Here is a 12905-nt window from a genome sequence, read left to right on the forward strand (position 1 = left end):
GGTTTGTTTTTTATATAATTATTAACTTGCAGCGAAATACAATTCCTGTTGATGATGAATGATTCAAAAAAGATGCATTTTGAAATATCTGAGCGTAAACTGCTTTTACGTTTTTTTGATGTAGTATTTGTATTTTTTGGATTATATTGTTTGAGTTTTGTTTCAGACTTTGATTATTTCCAATATTTAGTAACAAATTACTCTTGGATTATTGTTTTGGCCGTTTACATTAATGGATTTGGAGGTATTTTTGAAATGTACAACCTTCAGGTAGCAAGCAATAATTTTCAAGTACTGCGAAGTACAATTTTAACCACTACTTCTACGGTGTTGTTTTATTTATTAACACCGTTTTTCTCTCCTGAGTTGCCCAAAAACCGCTTGCAGTTACTCTTTTTTTATATTACTTTTTTTATAGCTTTATATGCATGGAGAATGATTTATCTTCATTTTTTAGCATCTAACAGGTTTGTTCAAAATGCAGTTTTGGTATGTGATAAGGATCAGGTGAAAGAACTTGTTTCAGGATTAGAAAGCGTCGACCCTCATTATAAAATTATCGGATATATTAATCTTGACAGTGATTCAGCTTCCGATTTTGAAATTCAATATGTGAGACATATTGAAATAAAGAACTTAATTTCATTTGTAGCTAAAAATGGTATTTCTGAAATAGTGGTGGCTTCTCAAAAAACAGATGGAATCACTACTGATTTATATCATCAGCTGCTTAAACTGCTGGAATCTGGTAAGAGTATTCGAGAATATACACAAGTATATGAAAGTAAAACGCAGCGTATTCCGGTTCAGTATATTTCTAGGGATTTTTATCGGTTTTTTCCATTTAGCCGCAGTAATCAAAACAAATTATATTTGATGTTTATACGGTTTTTTGAAATTCTTTTGTCATTAATCGGATTGAGTTTTGGACTTGTTTTAATTCCAATAATTCTTATTGGTAATGCTTTCTGGAACAAAGGGGACTTGTTTTACACTCAAAAACGAGTAGGTAAAGATGGTGTTATTTTCAAAATAATTAAATTTAGGACGATGGTCAAGAATGCCGAAAAGGGGGGGGCTGTTTTTGCTAAAGTTAATGATTCCAGAGTAACTAAATTTGGAAAGTTTTTAAGGAAAACCCGAATCGACGAGTTTCCGCAGTTTATCAATATTTTAAAAGGAGATATGGCTGTGATTGGACCAAGACCAGAAAGACCAGTATTTGTTAATGAAATTGCTCAAATTATGCCATTCTATGAAACACGTCATATTATTAAGCCAGGACTTACAGGCTGGGCGCAGATTAATTATCCCTATGGTGTAAACTTAGAGGATAGTCTAATAAAACTGCAGTATGACTTATATTACATCAAACACAGAAGTGTTTATCTGGATTTAAATATTGCTTTTAAAACCGTTTCAACAGTTTTGTTCTATAGGGGGCAGTAATTTAAATAATTATTGGAATACGTTTTTTATTTCTAATAGCAATTCGGGATAGAACAAATAAATTGGTCAGTAATATCGGAGAAACAATGAGTAAATGAACTTTTGACAGCATTAATCCGCAATAAACTATTAGAAGCAGAATATTGAAAACAGATAATTTGTATGTCCATTTTGAGTTTTTTGTTTTCGCAAAATACAGTACGCCCAAAATAAAAGGGCTGAATAAAAGTACGTTGTAGTTATATTCTAATTCCTGATGAAAAGAATAAAAGCCTAAAAAAACAAATAATAAACCCAATAAGGATATTATTGACAAATAAATATAATCAATGCTTCTCTTGTTTATCAGAGTTACAAATCCTAAAATAAAAAGATAAGTATAACTGTTATTCCACCAGGAAGCTGGAGTTTCTTCTTCAAAATTTAATATTGTTTTGTTCTCTTTGCATAAAGGCTGATTTTTATATCGAATGTGTTTTAAACTTTCCTGAAGCTCAAAAGGCAGGAATATTTTTGTTCCCACTTGATCTACTTTTGTCCCAAAAACAATACTCGTTCCGAGCTTTTCATAAAAATGATTATTGAAATAAGGGAATAAAATTGATCTGTACGTTTGATTAGTCGATGTTTTTTTTGTGATTAGATTTCCTTTCAATGTTTTATTAATCACATCTACTACCTTTGATGTGCAGTTGTTATCAATGAATTTATATTGATATAAACGTTCATCAGAAAGCATTGATTTGGCTAAATTTTCTAATAATTCCTGTTTCAGTTCTAAAGGAAGGTTCAATTCCTGTTCGTAAACATCTCTTTTTTCATAATTGTACTGACCAAGAAAATCAACATATCTATTATTAGTAATAGAATAATCCAAATCTCCTTTTGTGAATTTCAGCACAAAATTTTGGGTGTTAAAATCAAAATTCCCATAATTATAAACGACATCAAAATTATTATCCAGATCACTAATTCTTATAGCAGTGTGGCCAAATAAGGAATAGGATTCATTACCAGTACCGCAGGTCAGGATGCTGACATGTGCATTTTTTGACAGCAAAATATCTTGAGCTGATAAATTATAAACGGAACCCAATAAAAGAATGCAAACGAATATTTTTTTTAATAAGGGAGCTTTCATTTTGCTGTTTTTTTAGATATAAAATAAGAGGTGAGTTTTTAAAATAATCAAAGTTAGTTTCTAAAAAGAGATAAATCAATTTTTAATGAAAAAACATTTGAGTACAATGCAGTACTTTGGTTCCCTAATGAGGTTAATGCATAATCGATGGCAATTCCTTTGTATTTAAATCCCAAACCGATATTGGGCTGAAATCCTATTTTTTTGCCATTGTCTAATTGTGTTACCTGCTGGAAATTCCCAACACCCGCTCTTAAAAAGGCAAGATCAGTATATCCAAATTCTAAACCTACAGCAGGATCAATACTTACAAGAGAACTTGAAATTATATCATTGGTCTGAGTGAACTGCATATTCATATTTGCGGTGGTCAAAAGGCTGTAATCTTCATGAAAAATAATTTTTTTGGCGACGCCTAACTGCGCTTTAGGAAGTGTTATTTCAGTACTTTCAGGCATTTCTTGATTTTGGCCGGGAATGGCATCGGCTATTTTCTGGTAAGCTTCCTCATTGATATTCCAGATATTGTAAGTAGTGGTAATATCCCGAAGCATTAATCCAAATTGCCAGTCATTTTTTTCAAACTGAAGACCAAAGTCAAATCCAAATCCCCATGAAGTCGCAAAATCTCCAATTATTCGCCGGATAATTTTAGCATTTACTCCATATTGAAATCCCGGAACCGGAAGTTTTACAGCATAGGAAAATGTAAAGCCATAATCTGCAGTAGAAAAAAGCGAAATTCGGTTATAGTCAATATTGCCTTCATTGTCAATTAAATCGGTGGTGTTCATAATATCATCAACTCCAAAACGTATTAACGAAATTCCCCAGGCACTGCGGTCGTCAATGGGACTGGCATAAGCAGCATAATCATATTTGGCAATATTAGCGAAATAATTAGAATGCATTAAAGAGATTTGATTGTCTTCAAGATGTATTAGTCCGGCAGGATTCCAATAACAGGAATTAACATCGGATGTAGAGGCAGTAACGGCATTTGACATTCCTAGAGCTTTAGCATCCACACCAATATTCATAAACTCATTCGAGTATTTTCGAACGGTTTGGGAATAGCTGCTATTTATTATGAATAGGAGTAAAAAAAGCTGTATTTTTTTCAACGGATCTTAATTTGTCGGTTTAAAACCATTTTAATTATTTTCCAAAAATAAAGTTTTTTGATGATGTAACTGCTTCAATTCAATTAATTAATAATTTTTGTACAAAACAGTCTGAAATCAATCACTAAAAACAAGGTGAGCTTTCACATATTGTATTAAATTTGCCAAGCTTATAATTCAATTTTAATCACTATGAATATCAAAAAACACATTCCAAATACAATTACTTTACTGAATCTTTTTTGCGGTTGTATCGCTGTAGTATTTGTAAGCAGGGATCAGTTTGAGATGGCGTTCTTTTTTGTCTGCCTCGGAATTTTTCTGGATTTTTTTGATGGCTTTTTTGCCCGTCTGTTCAAAGTTTCCGGTCCATTAGGACTGCAGCTGGATTCTCTTGCTGACATGGTTACAAGCGGTGTTGTTCCTGGGTTTGTAATGTTCAAAATGATGCAGAGCAGTTCAGCTTATATGAATGAAGGATGGCTGCAGTTTTTTCCTTATTTAGGTTTTATTATTACTTTGGGATCGTGTATGCGTTTGGCAAAATTCAATATTGACACGCGTCAGACGGATTCATTTATAGGACTGCCAACTCCGGCAAATGCCCTTTTCATATTGAGCCTTTCATTGGTTAAAGAGTATTATGCAGCTGATTCATTGATGGTACTTGAAATTTTTACGGAGAAATGGTTTTTATTATTAATATCACTGTTTAGTGCCTATATTTTAAATGCCGAGATTCCTTTGTTTTCTTTAAAAATAAAAAAGTTTAATTTCAGGGATAATGCACTTCAGATTGTTTTCTTGGCAGTTTCTGTTTTATTGTTACTGTTTCTGCAATATTTAGGAGTTACATTAGTTATTGTTTTCTACGTTTTACTATCAGTGATTAATAACAAGTTTCAAAAGAAGTAATTTTTTTAGATAAAAAAACAGCAGTGCTATGCCAAGGCGTAAATCAAAAAAGAAAAAAGGAAAGTGGATTGATTTCTTTTTTATTGGGATAGTTGTTCTTATTATTTTTTCAACAGCATATCATTACCGTTCTGGGCTGGCAAATTATCTGGGCTTTAGACCGCGTTATAAAAGTGAGGTAGATGTTTTTTCTGAGGCAAGAAATCTTAGGGTCTTAGAAAAAAATGATGGAAAAACAGTAGGAATTGATGTTTCAGAATATCAGGGAAAAATCCGTTGGTCTTATGTAGATACTATTGAAGAGAAATATCCATTACGCTACGTTTTTATACGTGCAACTGTCGGAAATGACAGAGTAGACCGTCAATTTGAAAGGAACTGGCTTGGAGCGAAAAAAAATAAAATGATACGCGGTGCTTATCATTATTACCGTCCAAATGAAAATTCTCTTGAACAAGCTTCACTTTTTATAAAAACAGTAAAACTCAGGAAAGGTGATCTTCCTCCGGTTTTGGATATCGAAAAGCTGCCAAAAGAACAGTCTCTTGAACGGCTGAAAATTGGATTAAAGCGCTGGCTAAGTGCTGTAGAACAGCATTATGGCGTACGTCCGATTATTTACACTGGAGAAAAATATTATGATGATTTTTTGAAAGAAGAATTTAGCGATTATTTGTTTTGGATAGCCAATTACAATTTTTATCGCGAAGAAATCGAAGATGATTGGCTCTTTTGGCAGTTTACAGAGAAAGCCAAAGTGCCTGGAATTGACCGTACTGTTGATGTTAACATTTATAATGGCGATTTGGAACAGCTGCAGTATATAACCGTAGAATGATTTTTTATGTGAAAAAGGCCTGAAATTTGCAAAAACATTTAGCTTCAGCTGAAGGAAAATTGAATGTTTTTTTAAACCATTATCAAAAAATAAAACAATTTTAAAAGAGAGTATTCCTAATAGGATTTTTTATAAAGAGCTTCATTCAAGGGGTAGCCATTGCCTATAAATGAGTTTGGCTATTGGATATAATAATATATGACTGTCCGCAAATAATACCATGTGTTTTTTCGCCACTGATTACACAGATTCTTATAGATTTCATTACTATTTTTTAAAAAAATCTGTGTAAATCTTTTTAATCTGTCACTAATTCGATTTGTTTGGTATTAGTTAAGGATAGTAATGTAATAATGAATATTGGTAAAATTTTAGCTTTGCTGTTTTTCTTCGGTCATGTTTATCGTTTTTGGGTGTAAGCTGACCAGCTGTAAAACGATGGCGATCAACACTACAAAGAGCAGCAGAATGAATATTTGTTCCATACCGCCTTTGTCTGCAGCTTTCCCCAAAAATTCAGTAATAACCGCTCCGGCAGAAATCCCGACAAAGTTCATGATGCCGTATCCTGTGGCGCGATAACGAGGCGAAACAAATTGGCAGAGAATAGGCATGTTATTAGTGTCAAAAATTCCAAATCCAAGACCAAAAAGCATGCCGCCGGCTATAATAGCTTCGATGCTCTCACATTTGCCTAATAAAAAAAGGGCTGGAATTGTAAGGGCTAAACCTATCGTGCTAGTGTAGATTCTTCCTTTAAGATTTCGGATTACCCATCTGTCAGAAACAAATCCGCCAAGCAGAACGCCTACAAATGAAGACATCGCTATGCTGACTGTTGCAATTGGGCCTGCAATAGACATATCCAGATGCAGTTTTTCGGAAAACAAGGTGGGTAACCAGTTTTTGGCCGCCCATCCCGGAAGGCTTGGCGCTGAAAAATAAAAAAGCAAAACCCAAAAGGATATGTTTCCAAACAAAATACTCAAACCTCTGAACATTTGTTTTAATTCCATGCCTATCGTTAATTTTTGGGAGGCGTCAAAAGTGTAGGTTTTCTTTTCTTTAATAATAAAAATCAATAGAAAACTATAGATAATGCCAATAAGTCCTACAGAATGAAAGGTAAACTGCCAGGAAAATTTATTGGAAATAGTTGTTCCAAATCCGCCGAGTGCCTGCCCCAGATAAATTCCGGTAGTGTGAATGCCTATGGCAAAAGAGCGGGTGTTTTCCTGATGATAATCGGCAATCAATGATAATGCGGCCGGAATATAAAAGGCTTCACTGAAGCCCATAATGGCACGCAAAACATATATTTGGTTAAAAGTTGTGGCATATCCCATTGTCATTGTCACTCCAGACCAGATAAAAAGACTGCAGACAATCATTTTTTTTCTATTGATTCTGTCGGCTATAATGCCGGAAACAGGACTCATTAAAGCATAAATCCAAAGGAAAACAGCCATCAGCAGACCAAAGTTTTCGGCTTTTGCTAACTCTGGAATGTCAAGCATCATTGCGGGTTTCATAGTAGAAAGCATCTGCCTGTCCAGATAATTTAACAATGCTACAAACCATAATAAGCCAACTACTATCCATGGATAGGATTTTTTTTCACTCAATTTTGCAATCATAGCAGCGTCAGTATAAAAGCGATAATGTATGAATCCAAAAGAGAAGAAATGTTAATCATTGCTAGGCATTAAAGTATAAGAAATCGAACGGATAATGTTTTTTACTCTGGAAAATCAGCAGGATGCCGAATTAAAGTCTGTTTAGAATAAAAAATAGGACAGTTGAAAAGAACAGTAAAAATAAAAGAGAGACCCATTTTGATTTTTTATTGGCAAAATTCAAGGCAGTTCCTTTCCATTCTGTTTTTTTTGGAACAAAAAGGCGTTCGTCTTCTTTGTTGTAGTAGAAAAGACCTTTCCATTTCCAGTTATTTGGATCATTTCTCCATCTGTCTGATGTTTCTTTATCGGGGTCATTATCTCTCCAATCGTCCTTTTTTGTATTTGAAATCATGCCAATATTTGTTTAGTGAAAATAAGATGATATGAATGAAAATCAGTGGTTTAATGATGTTTAAGGAACAGACTGTTCAAAAACTGACCGCTGATTATTAAAATTCCAGCTTCTTTTTTCTTAATTCAAAGTTTTGGCCTAGATATACGCGGCGCACCATTTCGTCTTCAACTAGTTCTTCTGGAACACCTGCTTTTAGAATTCCCCCTTCAAACATTAGATAGGTTTTGTCGGTAATGGCTAGTGTTTCCTGTACGTTGTGATCGGTGATTAAGATTCCGATGTTCTTGTTTTTCAGCTGGGCGACAATTCTTTGAATATCTTCCACAGCAACCGGATCTACACCAGCAAAAGGTTCATCAAGTAAGATGAATTTTGGATCAGTGGCCAGACATCGGGCAATTTCGGTTCGGCGGCGTTCTCCTCCTGAAAGCAGATCCCCGCGGTTGGTACGAATGTGTTCCAGACTGAACTCAGCAATTAAACTTTCCATTTTGGCTATCTGCTCTTCTTTAGAAAGTTTAGTCAGCTGCAGTACGCTTAAAATATTATCTTCGATACTTAATTTTCTAAAAACAGAAGCTTCCTGTGCCAAGTAACCAATTCCCTGCTGAGCTCTTTTATACATTGGATAATCGGTAATGTTTAGATCATTCAGGTAAATATTCCCAGAGTTGGGTTTTACCAAGCCTACGATCATATAAAAAGAAGTCGTTTTCCCGGCACCGTTTGGTCCCAAAAGGCCAACAATTTCACCTTGGTTTACTTCTACCGAAATACCTTTTACAACGCTTCTGCCTTTGTAGGTTTTTATTAAATTTTCTGCTCTTAGCTTCATTTTTAATTGGATAATGTGTCAATTGAAATTACCTGAATAATATAATAATTGTTGTCCTAAAGAGACAAAATAAGTAAAATTAATCAATCGGATAAACAAATTAATATTTTGTAAAATTATCTAATTGACTATTTTTTAATTGCCCTGCTCTTCCAGTGCTTCCCAAAATTCGTAAGCTCTGCGCAAATGCGGTACTACAATTGTGCCGCCTACTAGCGTTGCAATCCCCATAGCTTCCATCATTTCCTCTTTGGTAACACCTTCTTTATAGCTGGTTTCCAAATGGTATTTTACGCAGTCATCACAGCGTAAAACAGCCGAGGCAACTAGTCCGAGCAGTTCTTTGGTTTTTACATCTAAGGCTCCGGGAGCGTAAGCATTGGTGTCAAGATTAAAAATACGCTTTACTATTTTATTATTGTCTGCCAATAATTTTTCGTTCATTTTAGAACGGTAGTCGTTAAATTCTTGTACAATATCAGACATTTGCTTTCTTTTTATTTAATACTACAATTTTTGATATCAAGATACTTACTTCATAAATAAGGAGCATCGGAATGGCAACAATTGTCTGGCTTACCACATCCGGCGGTGTTACAATTGCGGCAACAATCAAGATTATTACAACGGCATATTTCCAGTACTTTCTTAAAAATTCAGGGGTTACCAGATCTAATTTTGTCAGGAAATAAATAATTATAGGAAGTTCAAAGAATAATCCGCTGGCCAGTATGCTGGTTTTTACCATGCCAATATAGGAGTCAAGCGTAAATTGATTTTTGACAACATCACTGATTGTAAATGTGGCCACAAAATTAACAGACATTGGAATTACTACATAATAACCAAATATCACACCCATAAAGAAAAGCAGGGAAGAGGTGAATATAAATACCCGAGCGTTTTTCTTTTCTTTTTCATACAAAGCAGGACTGATAAATTTCCAGATCTCCCATAAAATATATGGGAAACTTAAAATGAAACCTGCCAGAATACACATCCATACGAAAATATTAACCTGACCTTCCATTTCTGTATTCTGAATGATAAAAGGCATTTCGGTTATACAAAGTCCTTCTGCAAACCCCAATGAATGAGATAATTCACAGAAATAGCGATAAGTAAAAAACGTCGGTCTTGTTGGTCCAAATATAATGGTGTCAAACAAGTAATCGCTTATGAAATAAGTTACAAAAGCCATGATAATTACAGCAGTTGTACTTCTGACTAACAGCCATCTTAATTCTTCAAGATGGTCTAAAAAAGACATTTCGCCTAGATTTTTTTTTGCCATTATACAATTCCTTCTTTTAAAATATCGTGTAAATGCAATACGCCTTTGTACTCTCCATTATCTACTACTATTAATTGAGTAATAGAGAAATCTTCCATTAAATTAAAAGCATCTACAACCATATCTGTCGATTTTATTGTTTTTGGGTTTTTGCTCATAATGTCTTTTGCTGTTAATTCGGCAATTGTGTCGCGGTCATTTAACATTCTTCGGATATCTCCGTCGGTAATTATTCCTACTACTTTGTTGTTTTCTACTACAGCGGTTACACCAAGGCGTTTTTCTGAAATTTCGAAAATTGCTTTTTTAATTGAGGTATCGGGAGTCACTTCGGGTTTTAAAGTGTGTTCCAGCATGTCTTTTACGCGAAGCAGTAATTTTTTTCCTAAAGCACCGCCAGGATGATATACAGCGAAATCTTCTGCTTTGAAATCTCTCATTTCCATTAAACAGACAACTATGGCATCTCCCATAACTAATTGTGCAGTTGTACTGTTAGTTGGTGCCAGATTCAAAGGGCAGGCTTCTCTGTCAACAGTAGTATTTAAAACATAATGAGAACCTTTGGCCAAAAAGGAAGTCATATTTCCGGTCATGCCAATGAGTTTATTCCCAAAACGGGTCAAAAGAGGAACTAGTGCTTTGATTTCTGGACTGTTACCGCTTTTGGATATACAGATAATAACATCGTCTTCTTGCAGCATTCCTAAATCGCCGTGTATGGCTTCAGAAGCATGTAAAAATAATGATGGAGTGCCGGTTGAGTTGAATGACGCTGTCATTTTTTGAGCAATAATGGCACTTTTGCCAATTCCTGTTACTATTAATCGTCCTTTGGAATTGTAGATACACTGTACCGCTTCCGCAAAAGTATCGTCAATGAAGTCAATTAATTTGGCTATAGACTGGCTTTCTGATTCAATTGTTTTCTTGGCGTTAGCCAGTATGTTTTCTTTTGTAATCAAAACAGATAATTTAAAATTTGTAAGTGTGAAAGAAAGTTGTATCTTTATGTGCCGCAAATTTATATAAAATACCACATATTAAAGAATGAATTCAAACGAAATTGACATAGACAAAGAATTAAAGAAGTATTTTGGCTTTAGCAAGTTCAAAGGCCTGCAGGAAAATGTTATTAAAAGTCTGCTCAATAAGCAGAATACATTTGTGATTATGCCGACAGGAGGAGGGAAATCACTCTGCTATCAATTACCCGCTTTAATTCAGGAAGGAACAGCTATTGTTGTTTCTCCTTTGATAGCATTAATGAAGAATCAGGTAGATGCTATCCGAAGCCTTTCTTCTGAAAATGGGATTGCCCATGTTTTAAATTCTTCACTTACAAAAACTGAAATCGCACAAGTTAAATCCGATATTAGTGCGGGGATAACAAAGCTGTTATATGTCGCTCCAGAATCTTTGACCAAAGAGGAGTATGTTGCGTTTCTTCAGACTGTTCCTATTTCATTTGTAGCTATTGATGAAGCACACTGTATTTCAGAGTGGGGACACGACTTTAGACCAGAATACCGCAATCTAAAAAATATTATCAAGCAGTTAGGTGAAGTTCCTATTATTGGTCTTACAGCTACGGCTACTCCAAAAGTACAGGAAGATATCTTGAAAAATCTGGAGATGGCAAATGCAAAAACTTTTAAGGCATCATTTAACAGAGCCAATCTGTTTTATGAAGTTCGTACCAAAACCAAAAATATTGAATCGGATATTATTCGGTTTATAAAACAGCACAAAGGAAAATCGGGAATTATTTACTGTTTGAGCCGTAAAAAAGTAGAATCAATTGCCGAAGTGTTACAGGTAAACGGAATAAGCGCCGTTCCATATCATGCAGGACTTGACGCTAAAACACGCGCCAAACATCAGGATATGTTTTTGATGGAAGATGTAGAGGTTGTTGTTGCAACTATCGCATTTGGGATGGGAATCGATAAGCCAGATGTGCGTTTTGTGATTCATCACGATATTCCAAAATCTTTGGAAAGTTACTATCAGGAAACAGGAAGAGCTGGCCGTGATGGAGGTGAAGGTCACTGTCTTGCTTATTATTCATATAAAGACGTTGAAAAATTAGAGAAATTCCTGTCTGGAAAACCAGTTGCAGAACAGGAAATAGGATTTGCTTTGCTACATGAAGTAGTAGCTTATGCCGAAACTTCAATGTCAAGACGTAAATTCTTACTGCATTACTTCGGAGAAGAATTTGACAGCGAAACCGGTGAAGGAGCTGATATGGATGATAATGTCCGCAATCCAAAAACAAAAGTGGAAGCCAAAGATGAAGTGCTTAAACTATTGGAAGTTGTCAAAAAAACCAAACATATTTACAAGTCAAAAGAAATTGTATTTACGCTGATAGGCCGTGTAAATGCGGTTATCAATGCTCATAAAACAGATTCTCAATCCTTTTTTGGGTCGGGATCAAAACATGACGAGAAATTTTGGATGGCATTATTACGGCAGGTTCTTGTGGCAGGATTATTGAAAAAAGATATTGAAAGTTACGGTATAATAGAGATAACCAAAGAAGGCCTGGCCTTTATGAAAAATCCGGAATCTTTCATGATGTCGGAAGACCATGAATACAGCGAGGCTGATGATGAAGCTATAGTAACGGCCTCAAAATCATCTGGAACTGCCGATGAATTGTTGATGTCGATGCTGCGAGAACTGCGTAAAAAAGTAGCTAAAAAATTAGGAGTTCCTCCATTTGTGGTTTTTCAGGATCCTTCCCTCGAAGATATGGCTTTGAAATATCCAATTTCTCAATCAGAATTGGTGAACATTCATGGTGTTGGCGAAGGAAAAGCTAAAAAATATGGTAAAGAATTCATCGAATTGATAAGCCGTTATGTAGAAGAAAACGACATTATTCGTCCCGATGATTTGGTAGTAAAATCTACCGGAGTCAATTCTGTCAATAAATTATACATTATTCAAAATATCGACAGAAAGTTGTCCTTGACTGATATCGCTTCCGCAAAAGGACTAAAAATGGATGATCTGATCAAAGAAATGGAACAAATTGTTTATTCAGGAACTAAATTAAACATCAAATACTGGCTGGACGAAATGCTTGATGACGATCAGCAGGAAGAAATCCATGACTACTTTATGGAATCAGAATCAGACAGCATCGAGAAAGCACTTAAAGAATTTGATGGAGACTACGATATAGATGAATTGCGCCTGATGCGTATAAAATTCATTAGCGAAGTAGCAAATTAGTCTGCAGTTTTCAGCAGGCAGATTTTAGA

The 12905-nt window shown here is 34.9% G+C and carries 12 protein-coding genes; 4 read left to right on the forward strand and 8 right to left on the reverse strand.

Annotation, left to right across the window (positions count from 1 at the left end):
- Window positions 1-54: 54 nt before the first annotated feature.
- Window positions 55-1449 carry an exopolysaccharide biosynthesis polyprenyl glycosylphosphotransferase gene (locus IRZ80_RS02855; protein WP_194640178.1) on the forward strand — a complete coding sequence of 465 codons (1395 nt, stop codon included), beginning with the start codon at window positions 55-57 and terminating at the stop codon, window positions 1447-1449.
- Window position 1450: 1 nt separating this feature from the next.
- Here the strand turns inward: IRZ80_RS02855 and IRZ80_RS02860 are convergent, their stop codons facing one another.
- Entirely contained in the window at window positions 1451-2590 is a 1140-nt protein-coding gene (locus IRZ80_RS02860; RefSeq protein WP_194640046.1) for a DUF4105 domain-containing protein, read from the reverse strand.
- Window positions 2591-2643: 53 nt separating this feature from the next.
- Complete coding sequence (locus tag IRZ80_RS02865; RefSeq protein WP_410504211.1) at window positions 2644-3678, reverse strand: PorV/PorQ family protein; 1035 nt, start codon at window positions 3676-3678, stop codon at window positions 2644-2646.
- 228 nt (window positions 3679-3906) lie between these two features.
- Here IRZ80_RS02865 and IRZ80_RS02870 point away from each other — a divergent pair, with 228 nt between their 5' ends.
- Together IRZ80_RS02870 and IRZ80_RS02875 are read left to right on the forward strand one after the other, a co-directional pair.
- Window positions 3907-4629, forward strand: coding sequence for a CDP-alcohol phosphatidyltransferase family protein (locus IRZ80_RS02870; RefSeq protein ID WP_194640047.1), 723 nt, complete (start codon window positions 3907-3909; stop codon window positions 4627-4629).
- A 28-nt stretch (window positions 4630-4657) separates the two neighbouring features.
- Window positions 4658-5467, forward strand: coding sequence for a glycoside hydrolase family 25 protein (locus IRZ80_RS02875; RefSeq protein WP_194640048.1), 810 nt, complete (start codon window positions 4658-4660; stop codon window positions 5465-5467).
- Window positions 5468-5838: 371 nt separating this feature from the next.
- Here IRZ80_RS02875 and IRZ80_RS02880 read toward each other — a convergent pair whose 3' ends face one another.
- The 6 genes from IRZ80_RS02880 to IRZ80_RS02905 form a co-directional block, all read right to left on the reverse strand.
- Entirely contained in the window at window positions 5839-7092 is a 1254-nt protein-coding gene (locus tag IRZ80_RS02880; RefSeq protein WP_228520783.1) for an MFS transporter, read from the reverse strand.
- 142 nt (window positions 7093-7234) lie between these two features.
- Window positions 7235-7498 (reverse strand): DUF5808 domain-containing protein, encoded by a 264-nt coding sequence (locus IRZ80_RS02885; RefSeq protein WP_194640050.1) that lies wholly within the window; start codon window positions 7496-7498, stop codon window positions 7235-7237.
- Window positions 7499-7595: 97 nt separating this feature from the next.
- Window positions 7596-8336 carry an LPS export ABC transporter ATP-binding protein gene (gene lptB / locus IRZ80_RS02890; RefSeq protein ID WP_194640051.1) on the reverse strand — a complete coding sequence of 247 codons (741 nt, stop codon included), beginning with the start codon at window positions 8334-8336 and terminating at the stop codon, window positions 7596-7598.
- 135 nt (window positions 8337-8471) lie between these two features.
- The gene (locus IRZ80_RS02895; protein WP_194640052.1) at window positions 8472-8822 is read right to left on the reverse strand and encodes a carboxymuconolactone decarboxylase family protein; all 351 of its coding nucleotides are present in this window, start codon (window positions 8820-8822) and stop codon (window positions 8472-8474) included.
- Window positions 8815-9630, reverse strand: coding sequence for a twin-arginine translocase subunit TatC (gene tatC / locus IRZ80_RS02900; RefSeq protein ID WP_194640053.1), 816 nt, complete (start codon window positions 9628-9630; stop codon window positions 8815-8817). Before tatC ends, IRZ80_RS02895 begins: the two co-directional genes overlap by 8 nt.
- Window positions 9630-10595: an SIS domain-containing protein gene (locus IRZ80_RS02905; RefSeq protein ID WP_194640054.1), complete on the reverse strand. Its 966-nt coding sequence runs from the start codon at window positions 10593-10595 to the stop codon at window positions 9630-9632. Before IRZ80_RS02905 ends, tatC begins: the two co-directional genes overlap by 1 nt.
- An 85-nt stretch (window positions 10596-10680) precedes the next feature.
- Here IRZ80_RS02905 and recQ point away from each other — a divergent pair, with 85 nt between their 5' ends.
- Window positions 10681-12876 (forward strand): DNA helicase RecQ, encoded by a 2196-nt coding sequence (gene recQ / locus IRZ80_RS02910; protein WP_194640055.1) that lies wholly within the window; start codon window positions 10681-10683, stop codon window positions 12874-12876.
- The last annotated feature ends 29 nt before the right edge of the window (window positions 12877-12905 follow it).

The sequence above is a fragment of the Flavobacterium sp. HJJ genome (assembly GCF_015351475.1).
GTDB lineage: Bacteria > Bacteroidota > Bacteroidia > Flavobacteriales > Flavobacteriaceae > Flavobacterium > Flavobacterium marginilacus.